This is a genomic window from Methanosarcina horonobensis HB-1 = JCM 15518, assembly GCF_000970285.1.
GTDB lineage: Archaea > Halobacteriota > Methanosarcinia > Methanosarcinales > Methanosarcinaceae > Methanosarcina > Methanosarcina horonobensis.
In genome coordinates, this window is sequence record NZ_CP009516.1 from 2,518,664 (window position 1) to 2,538,518 (window position 19,855).

General features: G+C 39.9%; 23 protein-coding genes. 10 read left to right on the plus strand and 13 right to left on the minus strand.

The window, feature by feature from the left end; genetic code table 11:
* Positions 1-5 precede the first annotated feature (5 nt).
* On the minus strand, positions 6-755 hold the full coding sequence (locus MSHOH_RS22810; protein WP_338037941.1) for a phosphoribosyltransferase: 750 nt from the start codon (positions 753-755) through the stop codon (positions 6-8).
* Between the two features lie 84 nt (positions 756-839).
* Positions 840-1,361: a hypothetical protein gene (locus tag MSHOH_RS11025; protein ID WP_048139635.1), complete on the minus strand. Its 522-nt coding sequence runs from the start codon at positions 1,359-1,361 to the stop codon at positions 840-842.
* Positions 1,362-2,895: 1,534 nt separating this feature from the next.
* Between MSHOH_RS11025 and MSHOH_RS11030 the strand changes: the two genes are divergently transcribed.
* Positions 2,896-3,792 (plus strand): hypothetical protein, encoded by an 897-nt coding sequence (locus MSHOH_RS11030; protein ID WP_048139637.1) that lies wholly within the window; start codon positions 2,896-2,898, stop codon positions 3,790-3,792.
* Between the two features lie 78 nt (positions 3,793-3,870).
* Here the strand turns inward: MSHOH_RS11030 and MSHOH_RS11035 are convergent, their stop codons facing one another.
* Positions 3,871-5,232 carry a PFL family protein gene (locus MSHOH_RS11035; protein WP_048139640.1) on the minus strand — a complete coding sequence of 454 codons (1,362 nt, stop codon included), beginning with the start codon at positions 5,230-5,232 and terminating at the stop codon, positions 3,871-3,873.
* A gap of 26 nt (positions 5,233-5,258) precedes the next feature.
* Positions 5,259-5,537 carry an ACT domain-containing protein gene (locus MSHOH_RS11040; protein ID WP_011032036.1) on the minus strand — a complete coding sequence of 93 codons (279 nt, stop codon included), beginning with the start codon at positions 5,535-5,537 and terminating at the stop codon, positions 5,259-5,261.
* A gap of 345 nt (positions 5,538-5,882) precedes the next feature.
* Here MSHOH_RS11040 and MSHOH_RS11045 point away from each other — a divergent pair, with 345 nt between their 5' ends.
* From MSHOH_RS11045 to MSHOH_RS11055, 4 genes are all read left to right on the plus strand, one after another.
* A complete protein-coding gene (locus MSHOH_RS11045) occupies positions 5,883-6,593 on the plus strand; it encodes a phosphoribosylanthranilate isomerase (RefSeq protein WP_048139643.1) in 711 nt (236 codons plus the stop codon).
* A 224-nt stretch (positions 6,594-6,817) separates the two neighbouring features.
* On the plus strand, positions 6,818-7,207 hold the full coding sequence (locus MSHOH_RS11050; RefSeq protein ID WP_048139645.1) for a DUF2769 domain-containing protein: 390 nt from the start codon (positions 6,818-6,820) through the stop codon (positions 7,205-7,207).
* 104 nt (positions 7,208-7,311) lie between these two features.
* Complete coding sequence (locus MSHOH_RS22815) at positions 7,312-7,440, plus strand: glycosyltransferase family A protein (protein WP_239450931.1); 129 nt, start codon at positions 7,312-7,314, stop codon at positions 7,438-7,440.
* 29 nt (positions 7,441-7,469) lie between these two features.
* Positions 7,470-7,673, plus strand: coding sequence for a sensor histidine kinase (locus tag MSHOH_RS11055; protein WP_048139646.1), 204 nt, complete (start codon positions 7,470-7,472; stop codon positions 7,671-7,673).
* Between the two features lie 67 nt (positions 7,674-7,740).
* Here the strand turns inward: MSHOH_RS11055 and MSHOH_RS11060 are convergent, their stop codons facing one another.
* Entirely contained in the window at positions 7,741-8,025 is a 285-nt protein-coding gene (locus tag MSHOH_RS11060) for an ATP-binding protein (RefSeq protein WP_048139647.1), read from the minus strand.
* Between the two features lie 328 nt (positions 8,026-8,353).
* Between MSHOH_RS11060 and MSHOH_RS11065 the strand changes: the two genes are divergently transcribed.
* The 5 genes from MSHOH_RS11065 (at position 8,354) to MSHOH_RS25650 (ending at position 12,869) form a co-directional block, all read left to right on the plus strand.
* A complete protein-coding gene (locus tag MSHOH_RS11065) occupies positions 8,354-8,929 on the plus strand; it encodes a GNAT family N-acetyltransferase (RefSeq protein ID WP_239450932.1) in 576 nt (191 codons plus the stop codon).
* 496 nt (positions 8,930-9,425) lie between these two features.
* A complete protein-coding gene (locus MSHOH_RS11070; RefSeq protein WP_052730823.1) occupies positions 9,426-10,166 on the plus strand; it encodes an MEDS domain-containing protein in 741 nt (246 codons plus the stop codon).
* A gap of 156 nt (positions 10,167-10,322) precedes the next feature.
* Positions 10,323-10,664, plus strand: coding sequence for a hypothetical protein (locus tag MSHOH_RS25195; protein ID WP_052730824.1), 342 nt, complete (start codon positions 10,323-10,325; stop codon positions 10,662-10,664).
* Positions 10,665-10,673: 9 nt separating this feature from the next.
* Positions 10,674-11,951: a sensor histidine kinase gene (locus MSHOH_RS11075; RefSeq protein ID WP_052730825.1), complete on the plus strand. Its 1,278-nt coding sequence runs from the start codon at positions 10,674-10,676 to the stop codon at positions 11,949-11,951.
* Positions 11,952-12,746: 795 nt separating this feature from the next.
* Positions 12,747-12,869: a hypothetical protein gene (locus MSHOH_RS25650; RefSeq protein ID WP_275425524.1), complete on the plus strand. Its 123-nt coding sequence runs from the start codon at positions 12,747-12,749 to the stop codon at positions 12,867-12,869.
* Between the two features lie 379 nt (positions 12,870-13,248).
* On the opposite strand, the gene MSHOH_RS11080 is transcribed toward MSHOH_RS25650, so the two are convergent.
* The 8 genes from MSHOH_RS11080 to MSHOH_RS11115 all read right to left on the minus strand — a co-directional run bounded on the left by MSHOH_RS11080 (position 13,249) and on the right by MSHOH_RS11115 (position 19,283).
* Positions 13,249-13,758, minus strand: coding sequence for a shikimate kinase (locus MSHOH_RS11080; protein ID WP_048139648.1), 510 nt, complete (start codon positions 13,756-13,758; stop codon positions 13,249-13,251).
* A 268-nt stretch (positions 13,759-14,026) separates the two neighbouring features.
* Entirely contained in the window at positions 14,027-14,443 is a 417-nt protein-coding gene (locus MSHOH_RS11085; protein WP_239450933.1) for a hypothetical protein, read from the minus strand.
* 28 nt (positions 14,444-14,471) lie between these two features.
* Positions 14,472-14,705: a hypothetical protein gene (locus MSHOH_RS24335; RefSeq protein WP_048139650.1), complete on the minus strand. Its 234-nt coding sequence runs from the start codon at positions 14,703-14,705 to the stop codon at positions 14,472-14,474.
* Positions 14,706-14,872: 167 nt separating this feature from the next.
* A complete protein-coding gene (locus tag MSHOH_RS11095; RefSeq protein WP_048139652.1) occupies positions 14,873-15,406 on the minus strand; it encodes a tRNA (cytidine(56)-2'-O)-methyltransferase in 534 nt (177 codons plus the stop codon).
* Positions 15,407-15,545: 139 nt separating this feature from the next.
* Entirely contained in the window at positions 15,546-17,066 is a 1,521-nt protein-coding gene (locus MSHOH_RS11100) for an AMP phosphorylase (RefSeq protein WP_048139654.1), read from the minus strand.
* Between the two features lie 344 nt (positions 17,067-17,410).
* Positions 17,411-18,286, minus strand: coding sequence for a DMT family transporter (locus MSHOH_RS11105; RefSeq protein ID WP_048139656.1), 876 nt, complete (start codon positions 18,284-18,286; stop codon positions 17,411-17,413).
* A 363-nt stretch (positions 18,287-18,649) separates the two neighbouring features.
* Entirely contained in the window at positions 18,650-18,946 is a 297-nt protein-coding gene (locus MSHOH_RS11110; RefSeq protein WP_239450934.1) for a hypothetical protein, read from the minus strand.
* Between the two features lie 130 nt (positions 18,947-19,076).
* Positions 19,077-19,283, minus strand: coding sequence for a hypothetical protein (locus MSHOH_RS11115; protein ID WP_048139658.1), 207 nt, complete (start codon positions 19,281-19,283; stop codon positions 19,077-19,079).
* Positions 19,284-19,855 lie beyond the last annotated feature (572 nt).

Here is a 19,855-nt window from a genome sequence, read left to right on the forward strand (position 1 = left end):
AATTTTTAAGAATTATCTTTTTTCCTTTTCCGCCACTCAACCAGCTTGTCTATTTCAACTCTCTCAATTTCTTTCCTCTCAGCCAGATCCTGCAGAATTTCAAGAAGCTCTTTTTCCCCGACCTCGAGACTATACCTGTCCTTAAATTCGGATCTTATCCGGGAGACATCAAAGGTTTCATTTCCAAGAATCTTTTCAGTAAAACCTGCAAGATCTTCATAACGAGCCCAGGGATAAATGATCCAGCGCCACCTGATGATTTTTTGTCCATAAAAATCAGGAACGAAAGAAGAGCAGGTCTTGTGCTGGAGAACTGCGGTTCTGATCTCTGCAGGTTTAAGGCTCTGCACATAATCAACCGAGAGTCGTAGAGTTTCTCCGGTATCGGTAATGTCGTCCACAATAAGCACTTTCTTCCCACTAATATCCGTGGAAATAGGGAATTTAATCCCGGCTTCAGCCTTCATGCCAGCTCCCCATCCATAGTGTTCGACTTTCATTGAGGTAAGCTCGTTAAAAAGCAGGAAATCCGAAACCAGCCGACCTGGAACATAGCCTCCCCTTCCTATAGCAATTATCAGATCGGGCTGGTAGCCTGAAGCTTTGATTTTCCGGGCAAGAAGTTTTGAGAGGCGAGAAACCTCTCCAAAGCTTACAAGCTCACACCTGAAGGATCTGTTTTCTACCGGAGAGCACCCGGACTGCTGAGTTACTTTTTCTTTTCCTGCGTTCAGATAGATCGCCTTCTGCCTGATGCTTTAATATCCTCGCTTCCGAATATAAATTATTGGAAGCTGTCGTCTTGCGAACTGTCTATCCAGGAGCATGATAGTACGCCTTCAATATTGATATGAAGTGCGGATTCCGATCACCTTTTCCTCTGAAATTACTTCAATTCCGTCCACCACAGCATAGACCCTGAAATAGAGGTTTCCTGCAGCAGGTGCTATTATACTGCCTTCAAACTCCTGGGGACTTGTTCCGCTCTGTGAAAAGCTCCTTGCAGGATATGCATCAATACTCGGACCTGCGTGAGTAGAACTGCTCAAAATACGGGTATCACTGATATATCCCGGAGACCCGCCCGAAACCTTCCACCGAATATTAAAGGTCTCTCCTCCCCGGACTCTTTCCGGTGACTCAAGAACCTCAATAATAATTTCTTCGCCTTCCGTACCGTGTGGTTCCGTAATTTCAGGTGTCTCTGTAACTTCAGGTGTCTCTGTAACTTCAGACGTCTCTGTAACTTCAGGCGTTTCACTCTCTGTAATCGGCTCCACCTGCCCGCCTTCGGTGCAGCCTGCTGCAAAGACGAACGATATACAGACAAGTATAGAGAAAAAATGAATCACGTTCCCCATTTATACAACCCCTTGAAATAATCTGGAAAAATCCATTGACAGCCATATAGATCCAGACTCAACTGTATTCTTTTTACTGTATATTTCTTCGTGACAGTATTGCTTTAAACAGGTAAACAGGCAGGAAAAAGAATATTCGAAAAATCCTCCGATTTTGATCCCCCAATTATAAGTTTACCGGGAAATATATAAAATTATTTTCAAAAAAAAATGAAAAGTGTCTTCCTGTTTCTACCAAAAATAATTTTCCATTGGTTCTTTTAGGTCGTGAAATCTCAAAAGTTAAGGTAAATGAGCAAATAAGTCAGCAGGTAGAAAGGCAGATAAACAGGCAGGTAAAAAACAAAAAACACTCGATCGAAAAACCAGAAAGGGTTCTAAAAGCGTTAAAAAGCGGCATTTTTATATACCTGCGCCTCACTACTAATTTTACCCACAAAACGGATTTTTCTTGATAGTTTTAAAAGGAGGATAACAATTATGGATTTCAAAGCAATTCTTACAGTACTTGTACTCTGTACTCTTTACTTTATCTATCACTTTTCATCCGGTGCCATAGCCTGAAAAAATAGCTAAAAAGGAGTAGAACAATGGACTTCAAAGCAATTCTTGCAGTACTTGTATTCTGTACTCTTTACTATATCTATCATTTTTCCGGTGGAGCTATAGCCTGAAAAAGAAGAACAAGAGCGAGATAAAACGTTTGCTTTATCCATTCGAACCCAGGGTTTCCATAAAGGATATGACAGCATTTTGCGTGGGTGCCGTATCCGGACATAAAAATTATTTTAACTCAATACTAAAATAAATAGTTCTTTAAAATTAGATAGTTCTGCCTGAAATTCGGAATAATAACCTGATATGGTAAATAACGTTGCACAGATCAGAAATATCTATAAATTAGCCCTTTTGAGCGAAGACCATCGCTAGAGCTCATAAGAGCGGCGCGAAACAGACCTCGCGATATTGCACTTTCAGTGCAACTTCCAGAAAATCTCCATTTCCTGCGATCCCGAAACGAAACTAGGGTGCTGAAGCAAAATTTGGGTGGCACAATTATAGGGAAACCATTTTTTCGATTTTACTCAAAAATGTCTAGAAGATCAGAGTGGACGGCTAACTTCTGGACTATATAAAACATTTTTTACCTAAAACATTTTTTTTACCTGGTTTTTTTACTGTTCCAGAATAAGTGCTAAGGGTTGCATTAACATACTTGAAAATTCATCTTATTACCTGAAAATATTTGAACCTGGGAAATCATAATATAAAGCGAATCCGGGGAAGGAATAGATAGTTGGGGGATTGATGAAATTAAAGATTTATTAAAAAAAATAGACTTTAAAGCTCTACTTGCAATTCTCGTTTTTTTGACACTTTATTATATATACCATTACTCTGGCGGAGCTATTGATTAAAAACAAATCGAAAGATCAAAAAACAAATTCGAGAGAAGTGGAATCTTGAAATAACCACAAAAAGCCGAACCTGGCTTTGGATAAAAAGCGTAACTGATGAAAAGGAGCTTCAAGCTATGCTTTCAAGAGAAAACGATCAAGCAGTGCGCAAAGGGCTAGCTTCTATAGATGAGGAATTTGACGAAGGGGTCAACCAAGCTCTTGCCTCCCTGACAGAGATAGGTAAAAGGTATCTTAGCGAAAGAAAAGAACTGGAAGCTGAAAGGACGATATCCTCCATAAAAGAAATAGGAAAGGCTGCTGCCCTTCAAGGCATGGAGAATGCAGCAATCAATGCTATCCGGTCTCTGGAACAGATTCTTCAGTGCTCGATGAAGCAGAACATGGAAAGCATAACTGTCAGGATTCTGCTTTCCTTCGGGAGTATCGGAAAAGTCGCTGCCGAACAACAACTTGAGACGGTAGCCAAACTTGCAGCCTCAATGCTCGGGAAAAGCGGAAATACGGCAACTCTACTTAACAGAGAAAGAGAAACAATTGCAGTTACAATCGGGCTTGGTGAAATTGGAAAATCGGTTGCCAGGATGAAAATCCCTGATATTTCGGAAAATGCTGCTATGTGTGTCACCTGCCTTGGAGAAACCGGGAAACTGGCTGCTCAGAAAACTCTTGAAGAAGCTGCAATAGGAGCCGAACTTATGTTAGAAGAGATGGCTGCAGCCGCGATGGAAGAAAACCTCCAAGGTGCAGCTGGAAACATCGCAGCTTCTATTGAGGAAATAGGAAAAAGCGCTGAGGAAGAAGAGATGGAAAATGCCGTTTTTCAGGCTGCATCCGCCCTTCAGACAATTATGAGCAGTGCAGGAAGTAAATACCTGAATGATGCCTCAATTGCGGCAAAGATTGCTCTTGAATCTTTTAACGAATTTGATATAATAAACAATGAAGCCAGCATCAAAAAAATAGAAGAAATCAGGGAAATGATGAGAGCGCTGTGGGCAGATTCGAAGTAAAAAAGAAGAAAAAACAAAGATAGTGAAAAATGGTACAAAAAAATCCGGAAAAATAATTCCGGAAAAGTTCCGGAATCCTCAGTTTGTAAGCGACTGGATAGGAGCCGGAATTCTTCCACCCCTATTCACGAAAGTCTCGGAACTGAAACTGCTTACCGGCATGATAGGCGCACTTCCTAGCAGCCCGCCGAACTCTACGGAATCCCCTACGACTTTTCCCGGAGCCGGAATGATACGGACGGCTGTTGTCTTTTTGTTGATCACTCCAATTGCCATTTCGTCCGCAATGATTGCGGAAAGAGTAGTAGCAGGGGTATCGCCCGGGACTGCTATCATATCAAGCCCTACGGAACAGACGCTGGTCATTGCTTCGAGTTTTTCAAGCGTAAGGGCTCCGGCTTTAACTGCTTCGATCATGCCTGCGTCTTCACTGACAGGGATAAACGCTCCGCTCAACCCCCCTACGGAAGAAGAAGCCATTGCCCCTCCTTTTTTTACGGCATCATTCAGAAGGGCAAGGGCTGCCGTTGTGCCGTGGGTTCCGCAGCGTTCAAGCCCCATAGCTTCCAGAATAGCGGCAACACTATCCCCGATTGCCGGAGTTGGAGCAAGCGAGAGGTCAAGAATCCCGAATTCCACACCAAGCCTTCTAGAGACTTCTCTTCCTACCATCTCTCCCATGCGTGTAATTTTGAAGGCTGTCCTTTTGATTGTCTCAGAAATCTCGGTAAGGTTCGGATTTTCAAGTTCGCAAACAGCTGCATTAACCACGCCAGGGCCGCTTACGCCTACATTAATAACACACTCGGGCTCACCTATCCCGTGAAAAGCTCCTGCCATGAAAGGATTATCTTCAGGGGCATTTGCAAAAACAACGAGTTTGGCACAGCCTATCCCATCCCTGTCGGCGGTCAATTCAGCAGTATTTTTAATTACTTTTCCCATAAGGCTTACTGCATCCATGTTAATGCCTGCTTTTGTGGTTGCAACATTTACTGAAGAACAGACCTTCTCAGTTGACGCAAGGGCTTCAGGAATGGAATTTATTAACTTAAGGTCGCCCCCGGTTTCTCCTTTATGGACAAGGGCGCTGAATCCACCTATAAAATCAACACCTGCTTCTTTTGCAGCTTCGTCCATTGTTTTTGCAACGGAAACAAAGTCCTTAGTCCTGCAGCTTTCTGCTGCTATGGCTATGGGGGTTACGGAAATCCGCCTGTTGATGATTGGAATTCCATACAGGTTCTGGATTTCATTCGTTGTCCGGACAAGGTCCTTTGCACGAGAAGTTATTTTTTCGTAGATATTCTCGTTAAAGACCTCGATATCAGGGTGGCTGCAGTCCCTCAGGCTGATCCCCATGGTAACGGTCCTGATATCCAGGTGTTCCATTCTGACCATCCGGATTGTTTCCATGATTTCGTTAGGGTTTATAAGCATGAAAAATCCTCCGACTTTCTTACTGATCAGATCCTGTGCATGAAACGGAAAGCATCTTCGTGCTGTACCTTGACCTCGACTCCAAGGCTCTTGCCTTCGGCGTCCATAGCCTGCTGGAAAGCTGCAAGGTCAAAGTTTTCCTTCGGAGCTTCTGCAAGCATGATCATTGTAAAGATGCCCTGCATGATAGTCTGGCTGATATCGACAATGTTTACATTGTAACTTGCCATAACCGTGGTTATCCTGGCAACAATTCCTACTCTGTCGCTACCAATAACCGTGATAATGAAACGGCTTGATGTCATGAAATATCTCCTTTTGAACCTGCTTTATCTGCAGGTTAGTACATGAAAACTTAAACAGGAAATTTTGTCCAGATTGAAGACCTGATATCTACAATTATCTCTGGAAACCTTCTTTATATGCCTAAACTGGTTTTAATAGTTAAGCTTTTTTGCTACAACGAGAAAAATAACTATTAACACATGCAGTTAGTGAAGTTAACAATTGGCTTCAAAAACGATGTTTGGACGTAGGATTGACTGCAAAGATCCCAGTTATTCAACGTTGGAACTGTCTAAGATTCTACGAAGCATTGCATTATTTCATAACAAAGTTAGACTACTATCAAAGACTATTAGGGAGACATCATGAGAATCAAAATTTGTGGTATTAAAAGGGTTGAAGATGTTTTTATGGCTGCATATTGCGGTGCTGATGCTATTGGTTTACTGATGGGACAAAAATATCCATCAGACGACTTTATTAACATAGATTTAGCCCAAAAGATCGTAAAAGAATGTCCGCCATATATTTCGCCGGTGCTAGTTACACATCTGGATGACCCTGAAAAAATTTCTTATCTTGCATCCCAGATAGGTTTTACTGCTATTCAACTGCACTCGGATTGTACTGTTGAAAGTATCAGATCACTGCGTGAAACCCACCCTCATATAAAAATAATCAAAAACTTTCATGTTGACGGGTTAGAGATGATTCACGCTATGAAACCCTTCGAATCTGTGGTAGATGCATTCATTCTAGATACTCTAGATTTAGCAAACAATAAAGTAGGTGGAACAGGTCTCACACATGATTGGAATATTAGTAGAGATATTGTTAGAAAAGTTTCGCGCCCAGTTATCTTAGCAGGAGGTTTGACTCCTGAAAATGTTGCGGATGCTATAAAGATTGTGAAACCCTTTGGGGTAGATGCTAATACCGGACTTAAAGACTCTAGTGGTTTCAAAGATAATACGAAAATGTTTAATTTTGTGTATCGTGCGAAACAAGAATTTTTCCAGGTCAGAAACTTGTCTACTAAACCGAGAGATAAAGAAGTTTTATGGATTCGCTCTTAAAACAATTTTTAGACATTAAGTACCTGTAAAAATGCCTGCAAATATCCCTCGAATATTAATGAGAAGGAAGGCCTCCGCTTTTGAGATAAATTGAAAAAATCTTTTAGTTAAATTCTCTTAAGGGTTCTTTGACTGCCAGGAGTAAAATTATGCAAAGACTTTTATTATTATATACAAATTATAAAAGGGGATTGTATTGAAGTATCAATTTAGGGGATCACACTATGGGGAGAGATTCATCAACCAAAGAAAAGGGTTCTGTAACACATGGAAATAAAAACATAACTTCTGAAAAATGTACGGATTTTACAGTTCCTTATGTAGGGGAAAACATCAGTAGATGTAAATGTCCGGAGTGTCCGGTCCAGGCCGACAGTCCGTGTGCACAGGATAAAATTAAAAGTTCAAGGGAAGCAATGGAATATATGCCCGCAGGGGATATCCCATATCCGGAGTATATCCCCGGGGTGTACTGTGCAAAAGGTAAGTCCCAATGCAAGGACCTTAACTTTGACAGACAATGCATTTGTGATTCATGTGATGTCTGGAAAGAGTATGGTCTCAAAGATGCAGATCCGAATAATCACTTCTGCCAGCATGGCAGAGCAACTTAATTATTAAGGGTAATGTTTTTACTCAATATTTTACTACTCAAATGATGTTAATATACTGATATTTAATATACTGATATTTTTGCAAAGGGGGCAGAGTTATAATTTTGGTCGTTATTCCTCTTTATAATAAAAAGCCACATGTTAAAAGAGCGTTAAGTTCTGTTCTAAATCAAACAACTCAGGATTTTGAAATAATTGTCATCGATGACGGGTCAACTGATAAAAGTGGATAAAAATCGATACCCTTGATTTTGCAGCTTATTTGAGAAAGCTGACTACTGATGTTTTCAGTTCACATAATCTTCAAAATAAGGATATTAGTTTCAAACTTGACCTTGAACAGGTTGACCTTGGCATGGATATAGCAATACCTCTTGGAATCGTTGTAAACGAGCTGGTCTCAAACTCTTTCAAATATCCTTTTCCTGCTGGAAGAAAAGGAGAGATCCAGATCAATCTTCTATGAATAAGAAGAGGTTATATCATATAACCCAGAACAGTAGAGAAATTGTGCCTTTTTACTAATTCTCCTTTTATTCTACGCTGAATCCTATGACAAATTGAGTACCTTTATCTCTTTTAGGTTCAATTTCGCCGTCTATCTGCTCAACAAGAAGGTTTACAAGCTGAAACCCGAGGAAATCTGAGTTTTCAAAATCTATCTCTTTAGGGATGCCTTTTCCGTTATCCGATACTTCGAGTTTGTACTCGAAGCCATTTTTTTCCTTGCAATGTTTATCAGGACCGAAAATATCCTTTTCAGCAGCAATGGTTTCAGTTCTGAGTATATAATATATAAGAAAAGTGATTAAAAGCATTAAATCTTTTTATGCTAAATTAGTTTTTGTTTAGAAATGATTTTTGATACAATTTATTTAATATAATTTATGCTATTACTATGTACTGGAGTTGGGAAGTCGAATTGGGAAGTGGGGTGTGGGGTATCATCCGCACCAAATGAATCACCCGGAGGGCGCTGATCCTTTCTTCGAATCGATATGCTTGGGGGAGCATAAAATCCGAAGAGACTGTATTGGGGGATACAGTAAAACAGCGCCTTTGGGTCTCTTCTTACATTACTCTTTTTACTGCTTTTTTCGCTACTTCTTATAATACTTCCATGTAAATTGCTTAGGGGTGGCTTATATGGAGTTCGGAGGAAACCAAGTTACTAGACTAACTGTATATCTGCTGAGTATAAAGAGAATATTAAGAGATAGTCTTGGAACTCTACTTTTAAAGGGATGGAAGCAGTTAGATAAAGAAAAAACTACGCTTGTAGATGATCAAGCAATTCCTGAAATCCTTAGAATCCAGTCTGAAGAGTTTCAGAGCAAAAATGAAAAAGATATAATAAAATATTCAAAATATTCTAGAGAAACATTCTATGTAATCAAGAGCCAGAATAAAGTCATCGGCTATTGCATATACTATCTTAAACCAACAGTTTCCTTTAAAGGTTTTAAGAAACAAGCCGTAATTCATTTGATTGTAATCGACAGAAACTTTAGAGGCAAAGATTTTGCTGAGAGGCTATTAATTGAAAGTATTAAAGAGATGAAACTAAACAAAATATCCTCAATTCTTTTGTATGTAAACGTAAATAATGTTCCTGCCATAAGATTATATGAAAAAACTGGTTTTGTAGTAGTAGAACAAACTGAAAACATATGTGGGCAGAAGGAGAAGTGCTACAAAATGGAACTAAAGTTACAGTATTAAGAAGTTCAAGTAGAAGTGATAAAGTTTAGAAAAGTTTGCAGGAAAGTGATTGAGCCTACTAATTTGCAATCCTTTACAGGCTCTTTGAGCCTATCCAGACCCGTCCCAATACAAACACCACATAAAGAGCCTGGTCACCAAGCAATGCGCCTGCAAATAACTGCTAAAAACCTGGTCTGGGCAGGATTGTCCGGGCTGTCGAGCTGGCGCAGGCATACCGCTGAAAAAGAGAATTCTATCTTTTTGTTCAATTATTACTTGTTTTAATGATTTTTGGTATACAGAAAATAATGTAAAACTTATACATAAGTTGTATAAACGTAGATTTATTATATTGTCTTTATGAACTCGTAATTACATAAACTCCATAAAATAAAATTTATTTTTCCAAAAATTCATTTATATGTAGACAAAACAAAACATGTGATTTTAAATAAAATAAGGATGTTAAACAATAAGAAATTTTTGACTTTATGCCAGAATATTGGAGAAAAATATGGATAATATTCGAGCCTCTGGCAATGATATTGTCGGAGATATTCCCTGCGGAACACATTTCTGCCTTTTCTACAGGACAAAAGAAGATCTGATAGATGTCCTTGTTCCTTATTTCAAAGCCGGACTAGACAATAACGAGTTTTGTATATGGATCATACCAGAATCTCTTAGTTTGGAAGAGACAAAAAAAGCCTTGAGAAAGGACATTCCCGGTTTTGATTACTACATGGAAAAAAGGCAAATCGAGTTTATTTCTTATGCTAATTGGTTCTTAAAAGAAGGTACTTTCGATTCGAAAAGAACCTTAAACTGCTGGATTGAAAAGCTCAATCAGGCTCTAACCAGTGGCTACGATGGACTGAGGGTGGCAGAGGACACTAACTGGTTGGAAAAAGAAAGCTGGGATGATTTCGTTGATTATGAGGAAAAACTGGATTCCCTCACCAACGGATGCCAGATGCTAATTCTTTGTACTTATTGTCAGGATATATGTAGCGTAACAGAGACTATTGATGTGATTTCCAATCATCAAATGTCTCTTATCAAAAAGAAAGGAAAATGGGAAAAAACAGAGAATCTCACGCGAAAGAATATTACAGACCTGAAACAGGCAGAAAATATAATCTGTGAGAGCGAAGCACGTCGTAAAGTTGCTGAAGCTATTGAGGTTGAGCGGCAAAGGTTTTTTGACATGCTGGATTCACTCCCGGCAATGATATTGCTACTGACATCTGACTAGCATGTTGCCTTTGCTAACCGCAGCTTCCGTGAAAAATTCGGCGAGCCAAATGGTCGGCAATGCTATGAATACTGTTTTGCGAACACCAAGCCCTGTGAGTTTTGCAAGGCATATAAGGTACTTGAAACCGGTAAACCACACGGTTGGGAATTTACCATGCCGGACGGAAGTATATTCGATGTTTATAATGTCCCGTTTACTGATACTGACGGTTCACCCATGATCCTCAAGATGGAAGTTGACATTACCGAGCGAAAAAAGATGGAAGGAGCTCTTAAAAAAGCACGTGATACTTTAGAAGAAAAGATTAGACAGCGTACAGCAGAGCTTGAAAAGGCTTATAACTCTTTGAAAGAAAGCGAGAAAGGTCTAGCTGAAGCTCAAAAAATGGCTCACCTGGGCAATTGGGATTGGGATGTTGTAACTGATAAGATACATGGATCTGATGAAACTTATCGTATTTTTGGGTTAAATCCTCAAGAATGCACTGCAACTTAGAAGGAATTTTTGAACTTTGTCCATCCAGAAGATCGGGATTACGTTGATAAGGCAGTTAAAGAGGCATTAAATGGAAAGCCTTTTGACATCGACTATAGGATAATTTCAGTTTCTGGAGAAGAACATATAGTCCATATGCAATTCAAAGTCATTTTTAGTGAACAAAATGTTCCTATTCGAATAAAAGGAATTATTCAGGATATTACCGAACATAAGCATCTGGAGGAGCAAATTCGCCAGCGAGTTGAAGAACTGGAATTGATGATGGATGTTGTGCCTGTTGCCATCTTTATGGGACACGATTCACAAGGTCAAAACATTACAGGTAATAAAAAGGCAAATGAATACTCTGAAGCTGAAATTGGAGAGAATATCTCGGCAAGTATCACACATACGCGGCGCTTCTTTCATAAAGGTCGCGAGTTGCTTGCAGAAGAATTACCCGTGCAACAAGCCGCTTTAAAGGATATTGATGTGCGTGATGTAGAAATTGATTATCTGTTACCGAGTGGACAACGTAAAGTTGTTCTTGGGTCAGCTAGTCCACTACATGATTCAGAGGGGCATGTGCGTGGTAGTGTCGGCGCGTTTGTTGATATAACTGAGAGAATAGAAACCGAAGAAGCTCTGGAAAAGATGCAGGGAACCCATATAAAAGAAATTCACCACAGGATCAAAAATAATTTGCAGATAATATCATCTCTTTTAAGTCTTGAAGCTGAAAAATATAGCGATACAAAGGTTCTTGAATCCTTCAAAAACAGCCAGAACCGCGTAACCTCAATGGCTTTGATCCATGAAGAATTATACAAAGGTAAAGATATAGATACTATCGATTTTGCTGCCTACCTCAGGAAATTGACTGCAGACCTGCTGGATTCATACCTTGTGGGCAGTGATAATATAACCCTCATTCTTGATCTTGAACAATCTCATTTTAATATGGATACGGCAATCCCTCTTGGAATTATTGTCAATGAATTGGTCTCAAATGCCCTGAAGCACGCTTTTCCAGACCGAAGGAAAGGAGAAATACTTGTAGCCCTGAAGAGAACGGAAAACTTTACCATATACGAGGACGAATGCAGAGAGAAGGGTAATTTCCAACATGTACTTACAGTGGCAGATAACGGAATAGGCTTTCCTGATGAGATAGATCTCCAAGCTGCTGAATCTCTTGGACTTCAACTCATATATGTTCTTATTGAACAGATAGACGGCTGCATCGAACTTAAAACGGATCACGGGACTAACTTTACGATCTGGTTTAACAATTTAGAAAAATGATTCGTTATGAGGTATTTGCTCACTTTCTAAATACTATTTTTGCAAATCATTTGCAACCCCACGAGCCGTCCACCATCCAGTCCAATACAAATCCTATCCTCAGTCCTGAACTCCCTGCAATGCGCCTGCAAATAACTTCTCTGCACTGTATCCGGGTAGATTGTTCCGGGGCTTCGCAATATGGAGAGAAAACTAAATGCAAGCCAGTAACATTGAATTTCGGAATATGCTAAAAAATTTGCACTTTCCTCTTACAAAGAGGGAGCTTATTCAGCAAGCCATGAAGCGTGGAGCTAATCTAACCTTTAAAGGTTAATTCTATTTTTCTGTGAGTAAGATAATTTCAGTCACCGATGAGAAAATTCCATATATCGTATCAGGTATGAAATCATTAATCACCTAAAGTCCAGCAATGGTCATTAGAAGCGTACTCTGGATGACCTGATATAGTTTCAAGATATCTGAGTTACAAAACAAGAGTTTAAGTAATCGCAAAAGTAGTATTATCATTAAAATCAGCCAAGAAGCAGATGGTAGTGGTTGAGTCCCTATTCTCAACCCTACCTGCGATCCAACCCATTGGATTAAGAGGAAACCCTATTGCCCTTAATCTAGACATATATAATAACAGGGTTCTATATATCATATTTGACGCAAAATGTTGTTTCTGATTTGAAATTTCAATATAATTAAAAAAATATATAATAGCAAATATTTTAATGTTATTAAAATAAGCTATGTTAAATTATTCTTTGCTTGAAAACAATTTTTGATATAATTTATTTTATATAATTTATGTTATTAGTATATGCCGGAGTTGGGAAGTTGAATTGGAAAGTAGGGATGGAGTATCACCAGATAAAGAATCTCCTGGGGGTTGCTGATCCTTCTTCGAATAACTTGCTTGGGGGAGCATAGTGTTCAAAGACTGTATTGGGGGATACAATAGGACAGCGCCTCTGGGTTTCTTCTTACATCATTCTTTTAGTTGCTTTTTTCGCTACTTTTACAGGCTCACTAAGCCTCTCTTTCCATGCCCCAAATAAACTCTTAGCTGCCAGCCTTAACTTAAAGCCTTCGGGCTATGGCTTACTGCTGCATCGAAAAGGTGTTTCTTGGTGAGATTCAATCATCTGGAATCTGGCGGAAATGCGTAAGATATCAGAGACAATCGATGTGATATCCAGCCATCAAATGTCTTTGATCAAAAGGAAAGGAAAATGGAAACGGATAGAAGAAGCGGTTATGGAAGAAAAAAGCCTGATTGGTATGTCATCCAGAGAATGTTATGCTTAAATCAGGACTCTGTTTTAAAACAGAGACTTACCACTCTGTCTACAAGTCGCTGAACATTTTCCCCTCCCCTTATTTTTATAGAGAAGTCAGCATATCTGTTATATAGAACGAGCCTTTCCTCAAAGAGCTCTTTGAGGCTTCTGTCCCTGAGCCCGACTATACCCCTTTTTCTCGCATTAGGTATTCTTTTTACTATGCTCCTGAAGGGTGCATCCAGAAAGACTATTTTTGAGATCTCTCTAAGGTGCTTCATGGATTTTTCGGAGTAAATTACACTCCCTCCGGGAGATATGATACAGTTGTCAACCTGCTCAAGCCCCAGAATTGCTTCTTCTTCAAATCTGATAAGCGCAGAGTCCCCCTGTTTATCAATGAGAGCCTGAAGGGGCATTCCTATTTTCTGTGTTATCAGGCTATCAACATCAATAAATGTATAATTCAGACGTTTTGCAAGTGCCTTGCCTATAGTACTCTTTCCCGCTCCTGCCATACCGATTAATGTTATGTTCATTGCCGCTTACTTCCTGCTGTCAAAAATCAAGGAACTTACTCATTAAAATCCCTTATGTGAGAGGTCTGCAGTCGATAAGTTACCAGGACAAAATATAATCTTCTGCTATATAAAATGTACAACATGAGCGCTTTAAAGAAAAAGAAAAAAATTATAGTGAGTCTCTAGAGTTTTTCAGATATACCAGGAATTTTTTAGTCGACATTTACAATAATTTGAGAAGAGAATAAAACACCGGATCTGAGAAACTGTTATCAGATTCAGAGATTTATTTTTTCGTAGTTTGTTCTTTCCTGTCTAATGGCTGAGAGCTAAGACTGCAAATATGTTTTTCAACTTCTTTAGAGGAATACATGAAAGCAGATATATACTCCAGAAGGACAAGTCTGCTGCCTGAGATATAATGCCTTAACAGATTTCGGGTCGTAAGTTTATCCACCTGTTCGAGTGAAATAATTGCAAGGTACATAAGAAGCCGGATGAAAAACACAAGATGAAGCACGAGCATTTTGACCCAGGGACTGTCCGAACTGATAGCCATCCCGCAAATCCAGTTGCAGAGCTTGAGAGAATGAGAGAGCAGCCTGATCTTATAATAGTGCAAAAACAGAGCCAGAATCACAAAAAGAAACGCAGATCCCGCTAATAAATTCATTTCCTGCGCTGCTAAGTCCATATGAGTCATTAATCTTACTTTCTATTATTATTTGAATTTATCCATTTTTCAGAAAAAGAGTAAAGAAGAGGAGTAAAGAAAACCGGAAGGGATGCCCGACAAATAAAGTGTCTGACCAGAAAAGTTTGTCTGCATGCACCCCTATAACCGGACCATGCCTTAATTTTCCGGAACCGTTGTATAAATCATACCTGTCAGCCCCTTCTGGCGGGAACGAAAACGGAAATCCGGATTCTGCTGTTAGCAGGAGGAATGGTCTGCCTGTAGACATTTACTTTAGGTTGAACTTCTATTTAACACTTTTCTAAAAATTCGTAATAATATATAAGCTACGTCTAATTAAAAACCTGGGAGCCTGAAGAATAAACCTATTTTCAAAAAAATATAAGGGACGAAAAAATATAATCTGCCATTATAGCCTGTTTATGCAGCCTAGCTTTATTCTCTGGTATTTTCGATTACGTGTTTGCCTCTTTCAGCCGGGACAATTGTCAGTTCAGCGCCTGGAAACTCTTTTTTAAGTGGCTCACCTTCGGCGATTCTGTCCATTGTGATTGCAACTGCTGCAACTTCGGAATGTGGCTGGCTTCCCACAGCTACGTTCCAGTCAGCAAGCTGGTAAATTTCCGGCGGAACTTTTTCTGCGCCTACAACAATCATGAGCTTGTCACATATTTTGAGTTCTTGAGTAACATCTGGCAGATTAACCCCGTACATGGAAAGATGGCAGACTTTTCCGCCTTCTTCTTTCCATTTTCTGATTTCTTGCTTAAAGTTGACGTTATTTTTAATGTAAAAGTTACCACCCCAGCGCCTGACCACATCTTCAAGGCTCTGCATAATCCCTGGGTCGTCAGAAGCAAGAAGCATGCCTTCAGCTCCGAGCATTCTGGCAGTTAAGCCAACATGTGTAGTGATCCTTTTGTCCCTCTCAGGACGGTGTCCAAGGCGCAGTAATACAATTCTCTTCATGTTCGGCTAAAACCCTTACAAGGTATTAAAGGGTTTCAGTGAAACTTCACTGACAAAAAGGAAAAAGGAAAAAAGGAAAAAGGAAAAAAGGAAAAAGGAAAAAAGGAAAAAGGAAAAAGAAAAGAAAGGAAAATACGAATTACTGGAACCCGTAAATTCCGGGGATTCTTTTCAGAAGCATGCCTTCGACTATTATCGGGTTTGTCCTCTGGGCCGTTGTTAATGCGGTATCAAGCTTGAATTCCTTTTCAGCGTAGATTGTAAGGATGGAATCTCCTTTTTTGACCTGCTCTCCCATTTTCTTGTGGATTGCAACCCCGGCTCCTTTGTCGTTAGGAGCTCCTGCAAGTCTGGCAATCTCGATTATCCACTTGTTGTCAAATTCGATAACATACCCATCTGTAGAAGCGAAGATGTCAGCAGTGTACTGTCCTACCTGTATATCATCGGATTTAATGCCCGGGTCTCCTCCCTGGGCTTCAATGATCTGTTTCATCTTTTCATGGGCTTTCCCACTCCTTAGCGTTTCAAGTGCAACCTCTTTTCCTCTGTCCCTTGGAGCCGCCCCTCCCATCTCAAGAAGAATTCCGGCAAGGGCAGCGCTCTTTTCAATTAGACTGTTAGGACCTTCCATGCTCTCCAGAACATTCAGGGCTTCTCTAACCTCCAGCGAGGGCCCGACTTTTCTTCCTATTGGAGAAGAACCATAGGTAATAGCGCACTCGACGTTCATTCCAAGCCTGTGTCCCAGGTTAATCAGGTCTCTTGCCAGTTTTTGACCAGCCTGGACAGTGGGAACCTTCGTACTCGGACCTACCGGAATATCCATTACTACATTATCCGCCCCTATAGCTCCTTTTTTTGCCATGATTGAGGCAAGCATCTGGTAGTAAGGATCAATGGACAAAGGATACTCGACTCGGATAAGCTTGTCGTCGGCAGGTGCAATATTGGTAGCTCCGCCCCAGACGAGTGCACCTCCCACTTTTTCTGCTATCTCCTTGACTTCCTGAGAACTGAACTCTACAGGAGAGAGCACTTCCATCAGATCTGCGGTTCCACCTGCACCTGTGATTGCTCTCGAACTTGTTTTCGGTATAAGTAGCCCGTTTGCAGCAACTATGGGGACAACAAGGAGTGAGATCTTGTTTCCAGGCACTCCTCCTATCGAGTGCTTGTCCATAACAGGATGATTGTCAAATTCAATCCTGTCTCCGGTATCGATCATAGCTCTTGTCAGCCATTCAACTTCGTCATCAGTCATCCCGTGGATATAAGAAGCTGTTATAAAGGCGGAAAGCTCGATATCGCTCAGGTTTTCTTCCACTATATCGTTTACAAGCAGTTTGATCTCCTCCTGGACAACAGGTCTCTTGTCCATCATTTTCTTAATAACGCTTGCAGCTTTTGAGCGAAATGCCGGGATAACATCGACTGGTTTATCCCAGTCCTCAAAGTGTTCGTAGACTTCAGAAAAGACCCCAAGAGTGCCCGGAGGAACCATATCGTCAGTTGTGTCCACAATGGCAGAAAGGCTTTGATGTCCACGAATGCGGACCCTATCTCCAGGGTTGACTCCAAGTTCCTTGGCATCGGCAATATTGAGCAACACTTTGTGTTGTCCTATTTTTATATTAAAATGTTCCAGCTTCAACTGCATCGAACAAACACCATCCTTTTCATCCTCAATATAATTGTGGTTTTGTCATTGTAATTAATTTCGCCTGAACCTGACATTCTGCTGGCTTTCCGGTGCTAAAAGCCGCCAGAAAGTCTGAAAAAGTATATGAGATTGAGAGCAGACATAATACATCTAAGGTATGGTATCAGGCTGGATTCTCGGTTATCTGATAAGAAATGAGATACTCAGATTATCTGATAAGATATCAGACTATATACTGAACTGACCTTATATACTGAACTGACCTTATATACTGAACTTACCCGGCATATTAATCTTTTTATTATTTTAAGCAGTGACGTGAAAAACTCTTCTGGAAACTCTTATTTTCGTTCCTGTATTAGTACAACGCCTGTGAGTACGAGAAGAATCCCTACTAACTGCCAGCCTGAAAGCATTTCCCTGAAAATGAAATAACTTACAAGGGTGCCCACAACAGGCTCTATTGTAACTACTATAGCTGCCCTACTCGCTTCAACTTCTTCGAGCCCTTTTGTGTATAACAGATAGGCAAGCGTACTGGGAAAGATGCCCATGCCTGCAAGGTAGATCCAGAAACTTCCGGTAGAGAAAGCTCCTCCGGAATTTTCAAAGTTGACCAGAGGCAGAAGGGCAAGGCTTGCAAAAATGAAAGTATAGGTTATTATTGTAAGTGTATGGTACTTTTTAAGGGCAGCCTTTCCGAATATAGTGTAAAGGGCATACCCGAAACCTGCCCCTAACCCTGTAAGAAGCCATGGCAGAGGGATAAAAGGAGAACTCCCGAGTTTCGGAAGGTAACCGGTTACAAATGCGCACCCTGCAAGAGTCAGACCCAGAGAAAAAAGTTTTTTTGCTCTAAGGCTTTCCCTGAAAAACACTCTGGAAAGAACCGCAACAAATGCAGGGGCTGTATAAAGCAGAGTAACGGCAATTGCGATTGAAGTTTCCCTTATGGTGATGAAATAGCAGAGGTTAAAGAAAGCAAGGCTGAGGATACCCGTCCCCACAAAATAAAGAGAATCGCGAAATCTGAATTTCAGCAACTCCGGCCTCGTAAAAAGAAGGTAGATCAGCATTATAACAGCTGCTGAAAAAACCCTGAGGGTTACGACCTGCAGAGAAGAAAAACCTAACCCGTACAGCCCTCGAACAAAAATCCCTATCGTACCCCACAGGACGCCGCTCGCAATAATCAGTAAATATGCCCGTTTTTGCATTTCTTAACCTTCTTTCCCCATATCTTCAGTTTAGTATATCTATTTCCATTTGAAATCTTCGTTTAATAGAATTTGCGGCCGAATAATCCAACTGAAAAAGCGTAACACCGAAACGTAACATCATTTGAATAATCGCTCATTAAAACGAATAAGAAGGAGAAAAGAAAGGGCAGTGTCCCGAATTTCCTGTTAATTCGAAGTCAAGTTTTTGTGCGCAGTACACGAAACCGGTCTACTAACATCGAGTTTCTATTCGATAATTTTTTAAAATTTGTAATTTTGCAGACAAATTGGCACGCTGCCTAAGAAAGAGAAAAGAGAAAAAAAGAAAAAGAAAAAAGAAAGATTAAAACTCTTTCGAACTCAATCTCTGTAGTAATCAAATAGTAACATTTCTCCTGAATGCGCATCAATCCATACTGAGGTCGGATAGTTATCTGTTGTAAAACTTGAATCTACAAACCGGATCCACCATGCCAGATGAATCCTATCATCGCTGTTCTTTTTCCAGACAAGACCAGACGAAATAACTTTTACAGTATTTGCTTTTTTTTCTCCGATGTATGATTCGCTACTCATATAGTCCTTGAGAACTTCAACTGCTTTTTCATCCGTAATACTTGGTTCCGTATCAATGAGTGCTATCTCCTCTTCAGACATAGACCAGCTTTTATGGTAGCTCGAAACTTCTCACGTTTCTGCTTTTCGAGAAAAAACAAAGCACATAAAAAAGTAATAGAGTAAAAAAAGATTATGAATTAAAAATAAAAAAATACTTACTGGAACTCAGTTATTTGTACTTATATATTGAAACCAGACCCTTGGCAACAGCTATTGAAATTATGGATATCAATACTGCAGTTAAGAGAACCATGAAAAGATTTTCCTGTTCAGCAAACTGAAACATAAAATAGAAGAGAATAACACTCAACACTACTCCAACAAGCAGCAGAATTGCTGCCGGTCCTCCCAAAATCTTTTCAGTATCCTTAGGCATAAATACGGTCCCTCCTGAAATAATTACCAGAAAATTATCGTTCAAACAACCTTTTAATTTATAGTTTTCAAGTTAATCTTTGTAAATTACCTTTAGAGCTTTCGTTAATCTAAAAGCCCGAATTCAACAAAGAATCAGGTAGTGATTATATTTTTTAACGGAAAGAAGTGAGTTTCAATTCAGTATAGCAACCAGAGATAGGAATGCATTAGTAAAGGGGATCTCCAAAGCTTTAAGCATACCGATTCTCACAATATTATAAAAGAACCGGGTTATTGAAACATATATTTCAGAGATGTCTAAATGCATTCATGATATGTTATACAGATGTACAGCCTTCTGGTTCTAAATAAATTTATAGTTTTTGATTTAGGAGTCCAGCATGGACTTGCTGAAAAAGAACTACTTTTGAAATAACAAGTTGCTCATCATCTATTTTTATGAAGTTGATGCTTTAGAGAAAAAAATAAATGAGGTTGAGACGCTGAAAACCGAATTATCCTGCCTGCTGTCGGCTAAGTCAGCTCGTGGCACGGAAGAGCACAACCTTGAAAGATGTCGTTATGGAGATT

Coding starts and splice junctions, on each gene's coding strand:
- MSHOH_RS11025 (WP_048139635.1), bottom strand. CDS start 1,361: ATGGGGAACGTGATTCATTTTTTCTCTATACTTGTCTGTATATCGTTC.
- MSHOH_RS11030 (WP_048139637.1), top strand. CDS start 2,896: ATGCTTTCAAGAGAAAACGATCAAGCAGTGCGCAAAGGGCTAGCTTCT.
- MSHOH_RS11035 (WP_048139640.1), bottom strand. CDS start 5,232: ATGCTTATAAACCCTAACGAAATCATGGAAACAATCCGGATGGTCAGA.
- MSHOH_RS11040 (WP_011032036.1), bottom strand. CDS start 5,537: ATGACATCAAGCCGTTTCATTATCACGGTTATTGGTAGCGACAGAGTA.
- MSHOH_RS11045 (WP_048139643.1), top strand. CDS start 5,883: ATGAGAATCAAAATTTGTGGTATTAAAAGGGTTGAAGATGTTTTTATG.
- MSHOH_RS11050 (WP_048139645.1), top strand. CDS start 6,818: ATGGGGAGAGATTCATCAACCAAAGAAAAGGGTTCTGTAACACATGGA.
- MSHOH_RS11060 (WP_048139647.1), bottom strand. CDS start 8,025: ATGCTTTTAATCACTTTTCTTATATATTATATACTCAGAACTGAAACC.
- MSHOH_RS11065 (WP_239450932.1), top strand. CDS start 8,354: ATGGAGTTCGGAGGAAACCAAGTTACTAGACTAACTGTATATCTGCTG.
- MSHOH_RS11070 (WP_052730823.1), top strand. CDS start 9,426: ATGGATAATATTCGAGCCTCTGGCAATGATATTGTCGGAGATATTCCC.
- MSHOH_RS25195 (WP_052730824.1), top strand. CDS start 10,323: ATGCCGGACGGAAGTATATTCGATGTTTATAATGTCCCGTTTACTGAT.
- MSHOH_RS25650 (WP_275425524.1), top strand. CDS start 12,747: ATGTTATTAGTATATGCCGGAGTTGGGAAGTTGAATTGGAAAGTAGGG.
- MSHOH_RS11080 (WP_048139648.1), bottom strand. CDS start 13,758: ATGAACATAACATTAATCGGTATGGCAGGAGCGGGAAAGAGTACTATA.
- MSHOH_RS11085 (WP_239450933.1), bottom strand. CDS start 14,443: ATGACTCATATGGACTTAGCAGCGCAGGAAATGAATTTATTAGCGGGA.
- MSHOH_RS24335 (WP_048139650.1), bottom strand. CDS start 14,705: ATGTCTACAGGCAGACCATTCCTCCTGCTAACAGCAGAATCCGGATTT.
- MSHOH_RS11095 (WP_048139652.1), bottom strand. CDS start 15,406: ATGAAGAGAATTGTATTACTGCGCCTTGGACACCGTCCTGAGAGGGAC.
- MSHOH_RS11100 (WP_048139654.1), bottom strand. CDS start 17,066: ATGCAGTTGAAGCTGGAACATTTTAATATAAAAATAGGACAACACAAA.
- MSHOH_RS11105 (WP_048139656.1), bottom strand. CDS start 18,286: ATGCAAAAACGGGCATATTTACTGATTATTGCGAGCGGCGTCCTGTGG.
- MSHOH_RS11110 (WP_239450934.1), bottom strand. CDS start 18,946: ATGTCTGAAGAGGAGATAGCACTCATTGATACGGAACCAAGTATTACG.
- MSHOH_RS11115 (WP_048139658.1), bottom strand. CDS start 19,283: ATGCCTAAGGATACTGAAAAGATTTTGGGAGGACCGGCAGCAATTCTG.